This window comes from Ohessyouella blattaphilus (assembly GCF_024721265.1).
GTDB classification, from domain to species: Bacteria; Bacillota; Clostridia; order Lachnospirales; family Lachnospiraceae; genus Aequitasia; species Aequitasia blattaphilus_A.
On sequence record NZ_JAMXOC010000009.1, the window covers coordinates 36,922 to 55,417 of the forward strand.

The 18,496-nt window shown below is 44.5% G+C and carries 15 protein-coding genes; 3 read left to right on the forward strand and 12 right to left on the reverse strand.

From position 1 onward, the window contains the following. Positions 1-2: 2 nt before the first annotated feature. From glgX to tnpA, 8 genes are all read right to left on the reverse strand, one after another. Positions 3-2,084, reverse strand: a complete 2,082-nt coding sequence (gene glgX / locus NHH16_RS07570) for a glycogen debranching protein GlgX (RefSeq protein ID WP_262068985.1) — start codon at positions 2,082-2,084, stop codon at positions 3-5. A 108-nt stretch (positions 2,085-2,192) separates the two neighbouring features. After that, on the reverse strand, positions 2,193-3,314 hold the full coding sequence (gene dnaJ / locus NHH16_RS07575) for a molecular chaperone DnaJ (protein WP_262068986.1): 1,122 nt from the start codon (positions 3,312-3,314) through the stop codon (positions 2,193-2,195). Between the two features lie 3 nt (positions 3,315-3,317). Then, the gene (gene dnaK, locus NHH16_RS07580; RefSeq protein ID WP_262068987.1) at positions 3,318-5,189 is read right to left on the reverse strand and encodes a molecular chaperone DnaK; all 1,872 of its coding nucleotides are present in this window, start codon (positions 5,187-5,189) and stop codon (positions 3,318-3,320) included. 31 nt (positions 5,190-5,220) lie between these two features. Next, positions 5,221-5,787 carry a nucleotide exchange factor GrpE gene (grpE, locus tag NHH16_RS07585; RefSeq protein WP_262069035.1) on the reverse strand — a complete coding sequence of 189 codons (567 nt, stop codon included), beginning with the start codon at positions 5,785-5,787 and terminating at the stop codon, positions 5,221-5,223. Positions 5,788-5,833: 46 nt separating this feature from the next. Further along, the gene (gene hrcA / locus NHH16_RS07590) at positions 5,834-6,892 is read right to left on the reverse strand and encodes a heat-inducible transcriptional repressor HrcA (protein WP_262068988.1); all 1,059 of its coding nucleotides are present in this window, start codon (positions 6,890-6,892) and stop codon (positions 5,834-5,836) included. A gap of 131 nt (positions 6,893-7,023) precedes the next feature. After that, positions 7,024-8,337: a replication-associated recombination protein A gene (locus tag NHH16_RS07595; protein WP_262068989.1), complete on the reverse strand. Its 1,314-nt coding sequence runs from the start codon at positions 8,335-8,337 to the stop codon at positions 7,024-7,026. A gap of 6 nt (positions 8,338-8,343) precedes the next feature. Continuing rightward, positions 8,344-9,063, reverse strand: a complete 720-nt coding sequence (locus tag NHH16_RS07600; protein WP_262068990.1) for a tRNA threonylcarbamoyladenosine dehydratase — start codon at positions 9,061-9,063, stop codon at positions 8,344-8,346. Positions 9,064-9,228: 165 nt separating this feature from the next. Next, complete coding sequence (gene tnpA / locus NHH16_RS07605) at positions 9,229-9,522, reverse strand: IS200/IS605 family transposase (RefSeq protein WP_262068991.1); 294 nt, start codon at positions 9,520-9,522, stop codon at positions 9,229-9,231. 85 nt (positions 9,523-9,607) lie between these two features. Here tnpA and NHH16_RS07610 point away from each other — a divergent pair, with 85 nt between their 5' ends. Both NHH16_RS07610 and NHH16_RS07615 read left to right on the forward strand, forming a co-directional pair. Next, on the forward strand, positions 9,608-11,005 hold the full coding sequence (locus NHH16_RS07610) for an RNA-guided endonuclease InsQ/TnpB family protein (RefSeq protein ID WP_262068992.1): 1,398 nt from the start codon (positions 9,608-9,610) through the stop codon (positions 11,003-11,005). A 177-nt stretch (positions 11,006-11,182) separates the two neighbouring features. Continuing rightward, positions 11,183-12,559, forward strand: a complete 1,377-nt coding sequence (locus NHH16_RS07615; protein ID WP_262068993.1) for an MATE family efflux transporter — start codon at positions 11,183-11,185, stop codon at positions 12,557-12,559. A 47-nt stretch (positions 12,560-12,606) separates the two neighbouring features. Here the strand turns inward: NHH16_RS07615 and NHH16_RS07620 are convergent, their stop codons facing one another. Both NHH16_RS07620 and NHH16_RS07625 read right to left on the reverse strand, forming a co-directional pair. Then, complete coding sequence (locus NHH16_RS07620; protein ID WP_262068994.1) at positions 12,607-13,173, reverse strand: flavin reductase family protein; 567 nt, start codon at positions 13,171-13,173, stop codon at positions 12,607-12,609. Between the two features lie 12 nt (positions 13,174-13,185). Next, the gene (locus tag NHH16_RS07625) at positions 13,186-14,823 is read right to left on the reverse strand and encodes a putative manganese-dependent inorganic diphosphatase (protein ID WP_262068995.1); all 1,638 of its coding nucleotides are present in this window, start codon (positions 14,821-14,823) and stop codon (positions 13,186-13,188) included. A 142-nt stretch (positions 14,824-14,965) separates the two neighbouring features. Here NHH16_RS07625 and NHH16_RS07630 point away from each other — a divergent pair, with 142 nt between their 5' ends. Continuing rightward, complete coding sequence (locus tag NHH16_RS07630; protein WP_262068996.1) at positions 14,966-15,670, forward strand: S1 RNA-binding domain-containing protein; 705 nt, start codon at positions 14,966-14,968, stop codon at positions 15,668-15,670. Positions 15,671-15,709: 39 nt separating this feature from the next. On the opposite strand, the gene NHH16_RS07635 is transcribed toward NHH16_RS07630, so the two are convergent. Together NHH16_RS07635 and hslO are read right to left on the reverse strand one after the other, a co-directional pair. Further along, on the reverse strand, positions 15,710-17,605 hold the full coding sequence (locus tag NHH16_RS07635) for an NAD(+) synthase (RefSeq protein WP_262068997.1): 1,896 nt from the start codon (positions 17,603-17,605) through the stop codon (positions 15,710-15,712). Between the two features lie 3 nt (positions 17,606-17,608). Next, the gene (gene hslO, locus NHH16_RS07640) at positions 17,609-18,493 is read right to left on the reverse strand and encodes an Hsp33 family molecular chaperone HslO (RefSeq protein ID WP_262068998.1); all 885 of its coding nucleotides are present in this window, start codon (positions 18,491-18,493) and stop codon (positions 17,609-17,611) included. Positions 18,494-18,496 lie beyond the last annotated feature (3 nt).

Genomic DNA, 18,496 nt, shown 5'->3' on the forward strand with positions numbered 1-18,496 from the left:
CTCTACTTAATGACGAACACCTTTAAGGTACGAGGTTCAATCTTTAGGTTGCGATCTTCGATTTTGATGCCTTGATGATGAAAGCTCTCCTCTTCGTTCGCCGTATCAATCGTCAGATACAACTCCATACCTTCTGGAAGCTCTGGGAAGAAGCAATCTTGTTCTTCCCAGAACGCATTTAGAAGCACGTAGACAATATCATCACAGCGTCGCCGACGATCGTACCCGGCAAAGAGAACACCAAAGGCCTTTTCTGCTTGGAAAGGCGTAGTCTGGCGCCCCTGGGAATTATAAAAACTATAATCCGGGAAACGGCTAATCGCTGGCGCTAACTCTATCCGCAAGACCGGATGGGTCTTGCGAAACTCAATCACATTCTGAAAGAATTCAAAGATATCTCTATTTTTACAAAGTAAGGACCAATCTAGCCATGATATTTCATTATCCTGGCAGTAGGGGTTGTTATTGCCAAACTGGGTATTGCAAAATTCATCCCCAGCTAGAAACATGGGCACTCCCCTTGAACACATCAAGACCCCAGCCGCATTTTTTATCATCCGTTTGCGCAGGCGCAGAATCTCTGGGTCATCGGTCTCCCCTTCCACCCCACAGTTCCAGCTTCGATTATCGTCCGTACCATCCGTAGAATTCCAACCGTTATCCTCATTGTGCTTCTCGTTATAAGAATACAAATCATAAAGGGTAAAACCATCATGACAGGTAATAAAGTTAATCGAAGGATTGTGGGTTCCGATATCATTACCATAGATATCCATGGAGCCGGCAATCCGGTTGGCGGCACTATTCGCCGCGTTCAAATCACCTTTTAAATAAGAGCGCATATCGTCCCGGTAACGACCGTTCCATTCAGACCACTTTTTATGTCCAGGAAAGGAGCCTACCTGATAAAGACCACCTGCATCCCAAGCCTCGGCAATCAGCTTGGTGTGGGATAAAATCGGATCATAAGCTAATGATTCTATCAAAGGCGGGTTTATTAACGGCGCACCGTTTTCATCTCGACTCAGAATAGAGGCAAGATCAAAGCGAAACCCATCAATCCGGTAGTTAGTAACCCAGTACCGAAGACAATCCACAATCATTCGTCGCACTACCGGATGATTACAGTTCATGGTATTACCTGTTCCTGAGAAATTAAAGTAATGACCATCTGGCGTCAGCATGTAATAAATGTTATTATCGACCCCTTTAAAATTAATAACCGGACCGTTCTCATCACCTTCTGCCGTATGGTTAAAGACCACATCGAGGATGACTTCGATGCCATTTTCGTGAAGGGCCTTTACTAATTGCTTGAACTCTCGTCCTTCGTGGTTGTACTCTCTGGCATGAGCAAAGCTTGTATTAGGAGCAAAGAAACTAACGGTATTATAACCCCAGTAATTAACCAATTCCTTGCCGTTATGGACTCGGCGATCCCGGAGCTCGTCAAACTCAAACACCGGCATCAGCTCTACCGCGTTTACACCTAACTCCTTCAAGTAGGGAATCTTTTCCTTTAGTCCCTCAAAGGTTCCCTTCGCTTCGACGCTATCGTCCATCATGGTGAAGCCACGGACGTGCATTTCGTAGATAATCAAATCATTAAAGGCAATCTGAGGGTTCTGGTAAGCCCCCCAGAAGAAGTTATTCTTAACCACCCGCGCCTTGTAGCCCGAGTAGGTCACATTCACGCCCCACTCCCGCTGACCAGCTACCGCTTTCGCGTAAGGATCGAGAATCTGGTTCTTTTTATCAAAAAGCAACCCTTCCTCCGGCCGATAAGGACCGTCTAGACGGAAGGCATACTCAAACTCTTCTACGTCGATATTAAAGATGATCATCGAATATACATCCCCAACTCGGTAATTCTGGGGATAAGGAATCGTAGCATAGGGCTTCTTTTCGCCCTTTTCAAACAATAATAACTCACAGGCCGTCGCGCCTTTTGACGAGATGGTGAAGCAGACTCCCCCAGGAATCGGCGTCGCCCCCATTTGGTCATAAAAGCCTGGACGGATAGCAAAACCCTCTATCTCGTCTAGCGGTTGCATATGTAAATCTTGTTCATACGTATTTGGCATATATTAATTTCCTCTCAAGTAAACTCGCTACTTCTATTATACTCGCGAGCCCCCTTTACTACAAGAAAAAAGCAATCTCAGATAAAAATATCTCAGACTGCTTTCTTATTATTTTGATGCGCTTTTTAAGGTATTCCCACTTAATTCATCGAATTTCTTAAGTGCCGCTTTTGCTTCTTTACTAAGCTTGTCCGGTGTTTGAATCACAAGCGTAACGTAGTGATCGCCCCGAACCTTAGGATTTCGCAAGGAAGGTACACCCTTCCCTTTTAAACGAACCTTCGTATCGGTCTTCGTTCCGGCCTTCACGGTGTAGACCACCTCGCCGTCTACAGTCTTGATTTTAATATCTGCGCCAAGTGCTGCTTGGGCAAAGGAAATCGGTACTGTAGAGAATAGATGAACGTCCTGTCTTTGGAAAATCGGATGTCTAGCCACCACTACTTCTACGAGTAAGTCTCCTCTTGGACCCCCGTTTGTTCCCGGTTCGCCCTTATCCCGAATCCGCACGCTCTGGCCATTATCAATACCCGCCGGGATGCTCACCTTGATTTTCTTTTTCACGGAGACAAAACCACTTCCGTGACAATCCGGGCATTTTTCTTTCACAATCTTGCCAGTTCCGTGACAATCCGGACACGTCTGGACGTTCTGAACCGTTCCGAAGAAGGACTGCTGGGTATATACCACCTGTCCCTTACCGCCACACTTTGCACACGTTTCTGGACTAGTACCGGCTTTTGCCCCGGTACCGTGGCAAGTCGGACACTCCTCTTTTAAGTTGAGTTCCATCTCTTTTTCCGTGCCAAAGACAGCCTCTTCGAAAGTAATTCGGATACTTTTCCTGATGTTCATGCCCTTCATCGGCCCTTGATTAGAGTACCCCCGACGGCCACCGCCCCCGAAGATATCCCCAAAGATATCGCCAAAGATATCACTAAAGTCAGCTCCGCTAAAGTCAAAACCGCCAAAGCCACCGGCTCCGCCGCCACCGCCACCATCAAAGGCGGCATGACCGAACTGATCGTATTGACGTCGTTTCTCAGAATCACTAAGAACAGCATAGGCTTCCGAGGCTTCTTTAAACTTCTTTTCAGCTTCAGCATCACCCGGATTCACATCCGGGTGATACTTTTTAGCTACTTGTCTATACGCTTTCTTTAAGTCAGCGTCGCTAGCGTCCTTACTGACGCCTAGCACTTCATAGTAATCTCTCTTAGATTCTGCCATTTTCTATACTTCCTTATAGTCGCCGTCTACAACGTCATCACCGTCAAAGCCTTCTGGCGCCGGGCCAGCACCTTCACCAGCGCCCATATCAGGACCAGCACCAGCAGCGGCTCCCGCTTGCTCGTATAACTTAGTAAAGAGTTTCTGTGCACTCTCTGTTAATTTTTCTTTAGCGGCGTTAATTTCCGCGATCTCAGCATCTGACACTTCGCCTTCTTTCGTCTTTTCAAGGACGTCCTTAAGAGCTTTTACATCAGCTTCTACCGCTTCTTTATCAGCAGCGTCAAGCTTATCGCCAGCTTCTGTCATCGCTTTTTCGGTCTGGAATACTAAAGCATCCGCATCGTTTCTCGCATCGATTCCTTCTTTACGTTTCTTATCTTCCGCCTCAAATTGAGCGGCTTCTTTAACAGCCTTATCGATATCTTCATCGCTCATGTTAGAACCAGCTGTAATGGTAATGTGTTGCTCTTTGCCGGTTCCTTGATCCTTAGCAGATACATTTACGATACCGTTGGCATCAATATCAAAGGTAACTTCAATCTGCGGTACTCCACGAGGAGCTGGAGCAATTCCGTCTAATCTAAATTGTCCTAGTGATTTATTGTCTTTTGCAAACTGTCTCTCACCTTGAACAACGTTGATGTCTACTGCTGTTTGGTTATCAGCGGCGGTAGAGAATGTTTGAGATTTCTTCGTCGGAATCGTGGTGTTTCTCTCGATTAATCTGGTTGCTACACCACCCATAGTCTCGATGGAAAGAGAAAGTGGAGTTACATCTAGAAGAAGGATGTCGCCAGCACCAGCATCACCGGCTAATTTACCACCTTGAACAGCAGCTCCTAAAGCTACACATTCATCTGGGTTTAAGTTTTTGCTTGGCTCTTTACCTGTTAGACGTTTTACTTCATCTTGAACAGCTGGTGTTCTGGTAGAACCACCAACAAGGAGCACCTGACCAAGATCAGAAGCGTTAATTCCCGCATCTGATAAAGCGCGTTTTACTGGCTCGGAAGTCTTTTCAACTAAATCGTGAGTAAGTTCGTCGAACTTCGCTCTCGTAATGTTTAAATCAAAGTGCTTTGGTCCTTCGTTTGTTGCAGTGATAAACGGCAGGTTCACATTGGTTGTGGTGGCGCTAGAAAGCTCTTTCTTCGCTTTTTCTGCTGCTTCTTTTAATCTCTGAAGCGCCATTTTATCATTTGATAAATCGACCCCTTCATTCTTCTTAAATTCATCAAGCATATACTGAGTGAGCTTCTCATCGAAGTCATCACCACCAAGGCGGTTGTTACCCGCTGTTGAAAGCACTTCGATAACGCCATCACCGATTTCGATAACCGATACGTCGAAAGTACCACCACCTAAGTCATATACCATAATTTTTTGTTCTTTTTCATTATCGAGACCATAGGCAAGTGCTGCTGCTGTTGGCTCGTTAATAATACGTTTTACATCAAGACCGGCAATCTTTCCGGCATCTTTTGTTGCTTGTCTTTGCGCATCGTTAAAGTAAGCCGGCACGGTAATAACCGCTTCCGTTACTTTCTCGCCTAAATACGCTTCCGCATCTGCTTTCAATTTTTGCAAAATCATTGCCGAAATCTCTTGTGGAGAGTAGCTCTTGTCGTCTACTTTTACTTTATAATCCGAGCCCATTTCTCTCTTGATTGATGAGATAGTACGGTCTGCGTTCGTTACTGCCTGACGCTTTGCTGGCTCACCTACAAGCCTTTCACCGTCTTTCGTGAAAGCGACTACTGATGGTGTCGTTCTCGCGCCTTCGGTGTTGGTGATAACCGTTGGTTTTCCACCTTCCATAACTGCTACACAACTGTTCGTTGTACCTAAGTCAATACCTATAATTTTACCCATTTTTATGACCTCCATTTATCATTCATTTTTATTAGTTTGCTACTTTAACCATACTGTGTCTGACTACGCTGTCTCTGTACATATATCCCTTTTGGAACTCTTCCGTCACTTCGTTTTCCCCGAAGTTCTCATCATCCACATGCATAACTGCATTGTGAAAGTCCGGATTAAAAGGGTTGCCGACGGCCTCTATCGGTTTGACACCGAGTTCTTCCAAAGAAGTAAGGAGCTGCTTATAGATCATCTCCATCCCTTGAATAAAGGAATTGTCCTTATCTTCTGTCGGCACGGCTTCCAGTCCTCGTTCAAAGTTATCGATTACCGGAAGAATTTTTTCTACCACATCTTTTGCACCAATCTCGTACATCTGAGATTTTTCTTTATCTGTCCGCTTACGAAAGTTATCAAACTCTGCCATCTGACGGGTAAGACGATCGGTAAGTTCTTCAATCTTTTCATCTTTTTTATCTTTCTTCGCCCGCTTCGACGTCTTCTTCTCTTTCTTCACTTCGCTTGCTTCTTCTTTTAACTCTTTCTCTTCGTCCTCAGACATGACTTGCTCATTTTCCTTGGCGTCTTCTACCGCCTCTTTCACCATGTCTTCCTGGCTCTTCTTTTCTTCACTCAATTTACTAGCCACCTTTCTAACTGTCGTTATTCTCTCTATTTTCATTAAACATATTGTCTAGTTCAAGTTGTAACTTCTTCATGGACTTAAGCACGTGTTCGTAATCCATCCGCTTGGGACCGATAATACCGATACTGCCTTTTAGCCCTTCTCCTAAATCATAGGTGGCGGTTACAACGCTGCAGTCCTTCATATTCTCTACCGGTGCTTCATCACCAATATAGACCTGAATACCCGTATTTTCTTCCTGAGACAAGGTATGGCTTACCAAATTGGCTAACTGCTGCTTTTCTTCAAAGGCATTAATAATCTCTTCCGCACTCTCCTTATCGCTAAGTTCAGGGTACTTAAAGAGATTCGTCGTCCCACTAGTGTAAACTTGCATTTCGTCGTCGATGGAGATGGCCTCCGCCACCGCATCGAGAACACAGCCGATTACTTCGCTATGGCTACCCGCTTCTTCCTTTAATCTGGCGATTAAGCCCAGATTAATACTTTCGATTGCCATTCCATTTAAGGTGGTGTTGAGAAGCATATTAAGCTTTAAAAGCATTTCGTCGGTAATGCTATCATCTACTTCGATAATCTTGTTCTTAATCACGTTACCACCAAGAACGATAACGGCGATAATCTGTTCGTCATTCACCTTTGAGAGCTGAATAAACTTAATTCTATTGGAGGCGGCGGCTGGCGAAGTAATCAGCGTGGCGTAGTTCGTATTCGTTGCCAACACTTTCGCGGCTTGCTTTAAGAGCTTTTCCATCTTATCCACCCGCTCAAGCATCGCTTCTTGCTTCTCTTGGATCTCTTGTTCCTTCTCACTCATCAGCATATCTACATAAAGACGATACCCTTTATCGGAAGGAATTCGACCGGCAGAGGTATGAGGTTGTAAGATATAACCCATCTCCACAAGGTCTGCCATCTCATTACGAATCGTGGCGGAGCTGAGATTTAAGTCAGCATATTTAGAAATCGTTCGCGAACCTACCGGTTCACCAGTCTCTAAATAATTCTTGATAATCGCTTGTAAAATCTTTAGTTTACGCTCATCTAAACCATAATCCGACACCATAGCACTCTCCTTAGTTTATTTGTTAGCACTCATTTAAACGGAGTGCTAATATCGTTCTGTTATAATTTACCACCCTTAAGGCTCCTTGTCAACACCTCAACCTAAAAAAAATAAAGGGGACTCCCGCCCCTTTATTTCTTTATCTGCTGGAACCACTTTTTAATGGTCTGCTCGTACCCATTATCGCTGGGCTCGTAAAACCGCTCATTAATAATCTCGTCCGGTAAATACTGCTGAGCCACGTAGTGATGAGGATAATCATGAGCATATTTATAGCCCGTACCTCTTCCTAAATCCGGTGCTCCTTTATAGTGAGCGTCTTGCAAATGAGGCGGTACGCTAGTCTTCTTCGTACGAACACTGGCATTTGCGGCAAAGATCGCGTTATTTGCCGCATTGCTTTTCGGCGCACAAGCGATATAAAGTACCGCCTGAGAGAGAATAATCTGAGCCTCTGGCATGCCAACCCGTTCTACTGCTAGGCTAGCCGAGACAGCCACATTAAGAGCCATAGGGTCAGCATTTCCTACATCTTCTGACGCACAGATCATCATCCTTCTCGCGATAAACTTAATGTCCTCGCCGGCCGCTAGCATTTTGGCCAAATAATACACTGCCGCATCTGGATCCGACCCCCGCATACTTTTAATAAAAGCGGAAATGGTATCGTAGTGATTATCCCCTTGCTTATCATAGTGAACCACTCGCTTCTGAATACATTCTGCCGCCACATCTAGAGTGATATGAATTTTGCCATCACTGCTACGCTCAGTAGTCATAATCCCTAGCTCGATACCGTTAAGAGCACTTCTAGCATCCCCACCAGCCATATCCGCTAAAAAATCCAAGGCCTCTTCATCGATAACCCCGTCGTAGCTTCCCAGTCCTTTTTCCTTATCATAGACTGCTCGGCGAATAAGTTCCTTAATATCTTCCTTATCTAAAGGCTGTAGTTCAAAAATACTTGATCTTGAAAGAAGGGCCCCGTTTACCTCAAAATAAGGGTTTTCCGTTGTCGCCCCAATCAAAATAATGGTGCCGTCTTCCACAAAGGGCAAGAGATAGTCCTGCTGTGCCTTATTAAAACGGTGAATCTCATCCACAAAAAGAATCGTCCGCTTCTGGTACATCCCCAGGGTTTCCTTGGCTCCCGCAACCACTCCTTCCATCTCCTTTTTCCCGGAAATCGTGGCATTAATCTGGACAAATTCGGCACTGGTAGTATTTGCAATCACCTTAGCTAGCGTCGTCTTTCCTGTCCCTGGTGGCCCGTAAAAGATAACTGAACTAAGCTTATCCGCTTTAATCGCCCGATAGAGCAGCTTATCCTTACCGATAATATGGCTTTGCCCTACTACCTCTTCAAGGGTGGTCGGCCTTAACCTAGCGGCTAAGGGCGACTCCTTTTCCTTTTTCTGCTGAGCAGCGTAATCAAATAAATCCATCTATACTCACCTCTTTATAATCTCTCTTACCACTTCACCGGCAATCAATAATCCAGCTACCGGAGGTACAAAGGCACAACTACCAGGAATACTTCTGCGCGTACCGCTATCTTCTCCCGTACTACGTCCGGACGTGTCTATCTGCTTCTCATCTGAATAAAGCACCTTTAAATGATAAATCCCCCGCTTTTTTAACTCTCTGCGCATCACCTTGGCTAAAGGATCCATGCTCGTCTTACTAATGTCTGTAATCTGAAAGTTCTGGGCCGAAAGCTTATTACCGGTACCCATGCTAGAGATAATCGGTATGTTTCTTTCCTTAGCGACCTCTACTAAGGCGAGCTTCGCCGTCACCGTATCAATAGCATCGACAATATAGTCTACTTGGTCCTCTCCGGCAAAAAGCTCCTGGACATTTTCCGGCAACACAAAGACTTCATGAGTTGAAACCCACGTCTCTTTACAAATGTCAGCAATGCGTTCTTTCATTAATAAGGTCTTTTGCTGGCCAATGGTACTGTGATAAGCGATGGACTGGCGATTGATATTCGTCAGCGACACTACATCATTATCAATCAGGATAAGCCTTCCTATCCCACTTCTGGCTAGGGCTTCAATACAGTGAGAGCCTACTCCTCCCACACCAAAAACCATTACCGTTGCCTTTCGTAACTTCTCAATTCCTTCTTCGCCGATCAAGAGCTCCGTTCGGGAAAATTCATGCATCTTTTCTTGCCTCCATTGAACATTTGTTCTTATTATATCATTTCCCTTAAAAATAACAAGATTTCTTTTCTCTTTACATCCCCCTATTACCTCTGTTAAGATAGAAAGGCTATAAAGTAAAGCAGAGTACCACGTCCATAAAACTTGCATGGGCGCAGGTGAATGCTACTGATTTTTAATATATTCTTGTACTAGAGAGAGGCTTTGCTCGCTAACAGTAGCAACAAAATAACTACTCGACCAAAAGTAAGGTTTCCAGTAAAACCTCCCTACTTCTGTAGGATAATCTCGCCTGGCAAATCTTGCTGTCTTGGTTTTTAGCAGATTCATAAATTCCGTCGGCGCCATCCCTGGAGTCACTTCAAAAAGTATCGGTACCTTGCAACCAGAACAAGATGATATTGAAGAAGAAAACCCGAGCCGATTCGTGTAATAAGGTTGATTATTATTTCTGAACATACGTTCTCTTTTCCCCTTTGCGTCCGCTTGTGATAATGGTACAATTACACTATAGAAACAAAGGGTTATCAAGAGGTTCAACCATATGTATAAATCAAAGCAAATATTAATATCTAAGAGGAAAGAGCCAGAACTATATACTTACCTTGAAGACTTAGGATTTCTTGCTAAGAGTCTTTACAATGCGTCTTTGTTTCGTATACGACAAAACTTCACCGGCAGAAGGAAAGAAGTTCTTTCAGAAAATGAAGAGTTTGTAGCAGAAGAAATCAGGCAAGTCTTAAGTCGTTATCCCCATCTGCAAAAGCCTAAGTCTGTACTTACTTATACCTTCCTTGAGAAGTTAATGCGAGTAACCGAGAATCCAGATTTCTTTGCAGGACTTCCCATGCAAAGTGCGCAGGCGGTAGTTAAGCAAGCTGTTACGGATTTTAATAACTGGTTAGCAGCTAAGAAGGACTACGGGAATAATTCCCATAAATACTTAGGGGAGCCGCAGATGCCAAGATATAAGAAGGGAGAGTTCTGCTCCTTTCTTTTTACAAATCAAGACTGTGTTCTTTACGCCAGGGAAGATTGCACCGAAGGCGCTAACCTTAAGTTCCCTAAGAAGAAAGGACATTATCTTCTGGCAAGTTTGCCATTAGATGCCAAGCTAAAGATGGTTCAGGTTTCTCGGTGTTACGATTCTTATAAGCTTGGCATTGTACTAGAATTTCCAGTACTAGAAGTCTGTACCGGCGAAAGAGTGGCAGCCATTGATTTTGGGATTAACAATCTTGCAACCATAGTATCCACAGGTGATATTTGCCAAGTATACAAGGGCGGGATTATCAAATCAAAGAATCAATGGTTTAATAAAGAACGAGCTAGGCTTACATCCATTATGACAAAAGGACATCAAGTAAAGCAAAGAGTGTCCTCAAGGCGACTTACGAGGTTAAGTAAAGATCGCCATTTATTTATCCAAGACTACTTTCACAAAGTAAGTAGGGATATCGTCAACGCCTGTGTAAAGGATGGCGTAGGAACGCTAATTCTTGGAGTTAATCAGGGATGGAAGCAAGAAGCAAATCTAGGAAAGGCAATGAATCAGTCCTTTACCCAGATTCCTCTAGGCATACTTAAAGAAATGATACGCTACAAAGCCGAGTGGGCAGGAATCTCTGTGTACGAACAGGAAGAATCTTATACATCAAAAGCAGATTTTCTGTCGAGTGATGTCATGCCCGTATATTCCCAAAGGCAGGCAGATAGTCCTTTGACGATTTTTAGCGGTAAGCGAATCAAAAGGGGGTTATATGCTTCTGGTTCAGGTGTCATTTTAAATGCGGATGTAAACGCTGCGGCTAACATAATGAGAAAAGCGATTCCAACATCTTCTCTAGAGCTAAAACGAGAAACATTAGAATCGCCTAAGGTTATTAATCTTCGAGATTTAAACTGTAAAAGTATTCCGGTCAAACGGATAGTGGCGGCATGAGACCGCCTTCATGGCACGAACAGCCTGTACAATACAGGTTCGAAAGACGAAAGTGTTACGGCTAGTAAAGTAAGTCGAAGACTTACATCCTTGTTTGCACTTCGGTGCACAAGATACCACTTCCAAGCATAGACACCCCGAGTTGGTTATTCATGCTATATGGCAGGAGGAAATGAAATGTCACAAGAAATACAAAAAGAAAATAAGATGGGAACTATGCCCATCCCCAAATTACTAGTCAGCATGTCGTTACCGATTATGCTTTCCATGCTCGTTCAAGCGCTCTATAACATCGTCGATAGTATGTTTGTTGCCCGCTTAAGCGAAGATGCACTGACAGCGGTATCCTTAGTCTTCCCCATTCAGAACCTAATGATTGCGGTGGCCGCCGGTACCGGTGTAGGTATCAACGCTCTCTTATCTAGACACTTAGGTGAAAAACAAGCAGAAAAAGCCAATGTAACTGCAAGAAACGGTATCTTTCTTGGGTTTTTAAGCTTTGTGGCCTTCGCCGTTATCTGTGGACTAGGAGCCAACTTCTTTCTCAGTACTCAGACTAACCATGAAGGCATTGTGGAGATGGGAAGCACATACATGCGTTATATCTCTGTCTTTTCCATTGGTATCTTCTTAGAGATTACCTTTGAGCGCTTACTCCAGTCAACAGGACGAACCTTTTATACCATGATTACTCAGGGAATAGGGGCCATTATTAACATCATTCTCGACCCCATTTTAATCTTCGGTTACTTCGGCTTTCCTAAATTAGGGGTATCCGGTGCTGCTATTGCCACCATTATTGGACAGATTATCGCCGCTTGCTTAGCTATCTACTTTAACCTCGCTAAGAATAAAGAACTAAACCTAAACATGCGCAAGTTTCGTCCTCACGGTCAAACGATTCTCAATATCTACAAAGTTGGTCTGCCTTCCATTATTATGCAGTCCATCGGCTCTGTCATGACCTTTGGCCTAAACAAGATCCTGTTACTCTTCTCTTCTACCGCCGCTGCGGTACTAGGAATTTACTTTAAGCTTCAGAGCTTTATCTTTATGCCGATCTTTGGACTGAATAACGGTATGATTCCCATCATCGCCTACAATTACGGTGCCCGCAATCCAAAGCGTATCAAAGAAACCATTAAAATCAGCGCAATGATTGCGATCACGATTATGTTGATCGGTATTTTAGCCTTCCAGTTTGGTACCGAGCCAATTTTGACCAACTTATTCTTCGCTTCTGACCAAATGTTAGAAATCGGTGTTCCTGCTCTGCGGACGATCAGTATCAGTTTTATCTTTGCTGGTTTTTGTATTATTACTTCCGCCACTTTCCAAGCACTAGGAAATGGACTGTACAGTCTGCTGATATCCTTCGTTAGACAGCTAATTTTCATTCTCCCTATGGCTTATATCTTTGCCAAGCTTATCGGTCTAAGCGCCGTTTGGTGGTCGATTCCCCTAGCGGAAATCGTATCGGTAATAATGTGTACCTTTTTACTAAAACGGGTCTTCCGGTTACAGATTAAGCCTTTAGAAGAACCACAAAAATAGTCAAAAAAGCGACCACTTCTTTATCTTCTAAGAAGTTGGTCGCTATTTTATTTCTTTTTCACACTGTGGCCAAAACCACCCAGCTTTTCTCCCAAGGTATAGTACTCTCCGTGGGAATAAGCGATTAGTCCCGTCTCATTTAAGGCAAAGCGACCGCTCTCTTCCATATACCGAGGGTCAATCTGTACTCCGACCACCTCTGCTAAGAACATATGGTGCGATCCTAACTCCTTAATCTCCGTCACTTTACACTCGATATTAACGGGAGATTCGCCAATCGTAGGCGCATAGCTTAGATTCTCGGCCTTCCCTCTAGTCAGCCCCATCTCGGCAAACTTATCGAAGTCTCGGCCAGAACGTACGCCGCACCAGTCTGTAGCTATGGCAAGCGCTTCCGTAGTCAGGTTAATCACAAACTCTCCACTTTCCTTTATCAGGTTATAGGAATATCGCTCTGGCCTGACAGAAATATACGCATATGGCGGATTCGTACACACCGTTCCCGTCCAGGCGATGGTAATTATATTATCGTTTCCCGCCTTATCAGCGGTACTCACCATAACCGCCGGCAAAGGATAGACCATATTGCCCGGCTTCCATAATTCTTTTTTCATCACTTATACCCCCTACTGTTGTAACGCCTCGATAACCGCTGGCGTCACTTGCTTCTTCCGGGAAACCACACCCTTTAAGATGACGTCTTCCGCATCTTCGGCTAGCTCAAAAGAAGCGATCAAAAGCTCTTTCGCGCCTTTACCGGCACAGATAACAAGGGAGGTCTCCTCCACAATATTGGTTAACATCAGGTACAATAAGGACAGTTTCTTCTTCTCTAAGACCTTCTCCATTATCGGCTCCACCTTCTGGCGAATATCCGCTAACTCTTCCGAACTCATAGAGCTACACTGACCGATGCCAAAGGTTGTCTTATCTACAGTAAACTGCTTAAAGTCTAACGTGACAATCTCTTCTGGGCTCTTGTCATTTAAGGCGCTACCAGCTTTAAACATCGCCTTTGCCATCTCTGCCATATCGATTCCTGCAAGACCAGCGAGTCTTTTCGCCGTCAGTTCATCTACCGGTGTACAGGTCGGCGAACGAAAGAGCAAGGTGTCGGAGATGATAGCGGCGCAGAGAAGTCCTGCCGTGGTTTGATCCGGAACGATTCCGTGCTCATCGTACATCTGGGAGACGATAGTCGCCGTACAGCCTACTGGCTGATTCCGAAAATAGACCGGATTCATAGTTTCAATACTGGCCAAACGGTGATGATCGATAATTTCTAGAATCTCCGCTTCGCCAATTCCTTCGATTGCTTGGGATTTTTCATTATGATCCACAAGAATCACTTTCTTTTTCCGAGAGTTCATAAAGCGTCTCCGGGAAATAAAGCCCTTAAAACGCCCTGACTTATCAAGTATTGGAAAGTCTCGAAACTTTTTGCTGGCCATCACTTCCTTAATGTCATCGACATATTCATTCATTCGAAAGCTGACAAAGGGACCCTTACTCATAAATTGCTTTACCGGAATACTCTGGTTAATCAGACGAACCGCATTGAAGCTATCAAAAGCGGTCCGAATAATGACAATGCACTTCTCTTCCGCTAGGGCTCGGACCTCTTCCGAGACCTGAGCGTTGCCACAAACCACCATACAGCTTACATCCTCTTCTACCGCACAGCGCTGGGCATCTTCACGGTTGCCCACAATCACCAAATCATCCTTCTCCACAAACTCGGCAATGCGTTCTGTATCCGAAGTCCCGATTGCCACCTTACCTGCCATAAACTTCCCGTGGGGGTTTCCCGTTAACACTTCTCCGTCTAGGGTCTGAGCAATCGTTTTATACTGAGTGCCGGCATCTGCCAAAGACGAATTTTCATATACATCCATATACGATCTGGCAATATCTCCTGTAGAGATAATCCCTACCAATTCTTCACCTTCAAGAACCGGTAAGGCCTTGACATTTTCCTGCTTCATTTGCTGCCATGCTTCTCTAATGGAAACTCTGGGAGACACTCCGGTGATATCGTGAATATCAATATCCTTTACCTGCAAGCGTACATTCGCCAAAGTAGACGGTGCCTTCACCTTAAATTTGTTTAGTACGTAAGCCGTCTCATCATTAATGTGACCGGCCTTTTTGGGCAGGTATTCATTGTCGCTAATTAAGTTCTTTAAGTTGGCATAAGCGATTGCCGAGCAGATAGAATCGGTATCCGGATTCTTATGACCAACTACGTATATTACTTTACTCATTTCCTGTCTAACTCCTTATTCTTTCAAGGTTACCTTATAAGTTTGCCTTTTTTTATTATTTTCGTCAACCACATTTTGCAATTATATGATATACTATTAAAATATACGCTATAAAGATAAACGAAGAGAGGTAATAAAAACCATGAGTGATGAAATCAAAAACGAAGAATTAAATGAAGAAACAACCACAATGGCGGACTTAGAGGATCATTTCGATGATGCAAATCCTTGGAATCGTCTACAGAAATATATGGAGGACAAAACGGTCCTAAATATCAAAGTTGAAGGTGTTGTAAACGGCGGCGTGATCGCTCACGTTGAAGGAATTCGCGGCTTTATCCCGGCTTCCAAGCTCTCACTTTCCTATGTGGAAGATTTAGAAACGTATCTCCTTAAAGAGATGGAAGTCCAAGTAATCGATGTAAACCAAGCAGAAAATCGCTTAGTCTTATCGGCAGTGGAGATTCTTAAAAAGAAAAAACAAGAAGAGCAAGCGAAAAAGCTTGAAGACGTAAAAGTTGGTTCCGTAACCACTGGAACCGTCGACAGCCTTCAGACATACGGCGCTTTCGTTGTCTTAGAAAACGGTCTCTCTGGCCTCGTCCACGTTTCTCAAATCAGCCGTAAGCGGGTGAAATCACCAGCTGACGTTCTGAAAAAGGGCGACAAGGTAGACGTTAAAATCATCGGCATTAAAGATGGCAAAATCAGCTTAAGCATGAAGGCTCTTGAGCCAGGCGGTGATGACGGTTACGAACGAGAAGAAAACTTTAAAGTAGATATCCCGAAAGCCGAAGACATTAGCCTTAACATGGGCGATTTATTTAAAGATATTAAATTAGACTAGTCAAAAAAGAGAATTCCGCCCGGAATTCTCTTTTTTTCTTTATATACTAAACCCATCGCTTACTGCATCACTAGGCATTCGCCAGTCTCCTCTTGGAGACAAGGCCACACTTCCCACTTTTACCCCATCTGGTAAGCAAGACCGCTTAAACTGCTGGCTAAAAAATCTTCTTGTAAAGATTTTAAGCCACTTCCGGATAGTTTCTTCTTCATATTCACCGGCAAAGGCTAGTTTAGCGATGCGCAGGATTTTCTCCGTATCATACCCAAAGCGCAAGAAATAATAGAGAAAGAAATCATGAAGCTCATAAGGGCCAACTAAATCCTCGGTCTTCTGGACTATTTCACCATCTTTTGCCGGAATCAGCTCTGGACTAACCGGAGTATCCACGATATCAAGGAGTACCTTCGCCATCTTCTCATCCTCCCAGACACCCGCATAATACGTCACCAAATGCCGCACTAAGGTTTTGGGAATACTAGCATTTACCCCATACATCGACATATGATCCCCGTTATAGGTCGCCCAGCCAAGAGCAAGCTCTGACATATCGCCAGTACCGATTACTAAGCCACCTTCTTGATTGGCCACATCCATCAAGACCTGGGTCCGTTCTCTGGCCTGAGAGTTCTCATAGGTTACATCGTGAAGCTCAGGGTCCTGATTAATATCTGCAAAGTGCTGAAGAACCGCCTCCTTAATATTGATTTCCCGTAAGGTCGCTCCCATTCCTTTTACCAGTTCACAGGCATTCTGATAGGTGCGATCCGTAGTTCCAAAGGCTGGCATGGTAATGGCGATAATCCCTTTTTTATCTAACTCTAGGTAATCAAAGGCTTTCGCTACTACCATTAGCGCTAAGGTGGAGTCAAGGCCACCAGAAATCCCTAAGACCACCTTTTTGCCGCCGATATGACGTAGCCGCTTACAAAGACCACGAGCTTGAAGCTCCAAAATCTCTTCACAGCGACAATTCATTTCCGTCTGGTCCATCGGTACAAAGGGCAAGCGCTTAAACGTACGGCTAAGCACCGTTTCTGTAAACTCAATCTCAAAAGGAATGCGCTTTAACACCCTCTGACCACTCATTTGAAAAGTCGTATTCTTCTGGCGCTCTGTTAGTATCCGCTTCGTATCGATTTCTGTATAAGTAATCCCTTCTACAAAACGCTCGCCTTCTGCTAAAAGACTGCCGTTTTCCGCAATTAAGTTATGTCCACCAAAGACCACATCTGTCGTAGACTCACCATTACCAGCGTTAGCATAGAGATACCCACAGATAATCCGAGCCGCCTGTCCCTTTACTAGCTCTTCACGGTAGGCCTCTTTTCCCACCAACTCATTACTAGCCGATAGATTCGCAATTACCGTAGCCCCTTCTAAGGCCATTTCAATACTAGGGGGAATCGGCGACCACAAATCCTCGCATATTTCGGCCCCAACAATCAAACCCTCTATTTTAGACGCGCAAAACAAAAGCTTAGCCCCAAAAGGTACCACTTCCCCTTCAAAGGGAATCTCACGAGGTTCACTAGGGCCTTCGGCAAACTGGCGCATCTCATAAAACTCGCCGTAATTCGGTAGAAAAGACTTGGTCACAAAGCCTAAAATACGGCCGTGATTAAGAGCCGCCGCCACATTATAGAGCTCCCCTTCTACGGCTAAAGGTAGCCCCACAAAGATTAACGCATCTACTGACTTCGTCGCTTCGGCTACCCGCATAAGCCCTTCTCTAGCATTTCGTAATAACCGCTCCTGAAAGAATAGATCGCCACAGGTATAAGAAGTTAAATTAAGCTCGGGAAAGACGATTACCTTGGCGCCCGCCGCTCCGGCTTCTAAGGTTCTTTTAATCGTTTCTTCTACGTTAAAACCAACATCTGCCACCCTCACTTCTGGAGTGACGCAGGCTACTTTTACAAATCCATCCTTCATCTCTTACGCCTCCTTATCGCTATAATCCAAAATTCCCTGGAGGTCTTCCGGAGTATAGGTATAAGCCGTATTACAAAAATGACACTTCACTTCAATATCTTCATCATCTGCAATCATTTCTTCAATATCTTCTCTGGCAATACTCGCTACTGCCGCGGCTACTTTTTCCTTATTACAGTCGCAGTAGAACTTTACAGGCATCTCTCCTTGCACCACTAGCTCTAGCTCTCCTAATACCTGCTGGGCTAGTTCCACCGGCGTCATTCCCTCATCTAAGTACTGAGTAACCGAATTCATCTTGCCGATATTCGCTTCTAAGGTACTGATGGTCTCTTCTGAAGCAAAAGGCATTAGCTGAATGATAAAGCCACCGGCGTGGCGAACCGTGTTATCCTTATTCATTAAGACGCCTAAGCCCACTGAAGAAGGTACTTGCTCAGAATTGGCAAAATAATACGTCAAATCATCACCGATTTCGCTGCTGACGAGAATCGTCTGTCCCGAATAAGGCTCTTTCAGTCCCAAATCCTTCACTACCGATAAAAGCCCAATACCAACGGCACCACCTACGTCTAATTTGCCGTTCTTTGGCGGAAGCATAACTTCTGGATTACCTACGTAGCCCTTAACCTCGCCTCTGGCATTTGCCGTTACCGTCAGCCCATTGATAGGACCATCTGCATGAATCTGAAGCGTCAACACATCGCTATCATTCTTCATCATACTGCCCATCATAAGCGCTCCTGTCATCAAGCGACCTAACGCCGCTGTCGCTACTGGACTTAGACCGTGACGTTCTCTAGCTTCTTCTACCGTTGCTTTGGTGTAAGCGGCAAACACGCGAATCTCGCCACCTGCTGCAGTTCCTCTAATCATATAATCGTTCATTAT

Coding starts and splice junctions, on each gene's coding strand:
- glgX (WP_262068985.1), bottom strand. CDS start 2,084: ATGCCAAATACGTATGAACAAGATTTACATATGCAACCGCTAGACGAG.
- dnaJ (WP_262068986.1), bottom strand. CDS start 3,314: ATGGCAGAATCTAAGAGAGATTACTATGAAGTGCTAGGCGTCAGTAAG.
- dnaK (WP_262068987.1), bottom strand. CDS start 5,189: ATGGGTAAAATTATAGGTATTGACTTAGGTACAACGAACAGTTGTGTA.
- grpE (WP_262069035.1), bottom strand. CDS start 5,787: ATGGTGAAAGAGGCGGTAGAAGACGCCAAGGAAAATGAGCAAGTCATG.
- hrcA (WP_262068988.1), bottom strand. CDS start 6,892: ATGGTGTCGGATTATGGTTTAGATGAGCGTAAACTAAAGATTTTACAA.
- NHH16_RS07595 (WP_262068989.1), bottom strand. CDS start 8,337: ATGGATTTATTTGATTACGCTGCTCAGCAGAAAAAGGAAAAGGAGTCG.
- NHH16_RS07600 (WP_262068990.1), bottom strand. CDS start 9,063: ATGCATGAATTTTCCCGAACGGAGCTCTTGATCGGCGAAGAAGGAATT.
- tnpA (WP_262068991.1), bottom strand. CDS start 9,522: ATGTTCAGAAATAATAATCAACCTTATTACACGAATCGGCTCGGGTTT.
- NHH16_RS07610 (WP_262068992.1), top strand. CDS start 9,608: ATGTATAAATCAAAGCAAATATTAATATCTAAGAGGAAAGAGCCAGAA.
- NHH16_RS07615 (WP_262068993.1), top strand. CDS start 11,183: ATGTCACAAGAAATACAAAAAGAAAATAAGATGGGAACTATGCCCATC.
- NHH16_RS07620 (WP_262068994.1), bottom strand. CDS start 13,173: ATGAAAAAAGAATTATGGAAGCCGGGCAATATGGTCTATCCTTTGCCG.
- NHH16_RS07625 (WP_262068995.1), bottom strand. CDS start 14,823: ATGAGTAAAGTAATATACGTAGTTGGTCATAAGAATCCGGATACCGAT.
- NHH16_RS07630 (WP_262068996.1), top strand. CDS start 14,966: ATGAGTGATGAAATCAAAAACGAAGAATTAAATGAAGAAACAACCACA.
- NHH16_RS07635 (WP_262068997.1), bottom strand. CDS start 17,605: ATGAAGGATGGATTTGTAAAAGTAGCCTGCGTCACTCCAGAAGTGAGG.
- hslO (WP_262068998.1), bottom strand. CDS start 18,493: ATGAACGATTATATGATTAGAGGAACTGCAGCAGGTGGCGAGATTCGC.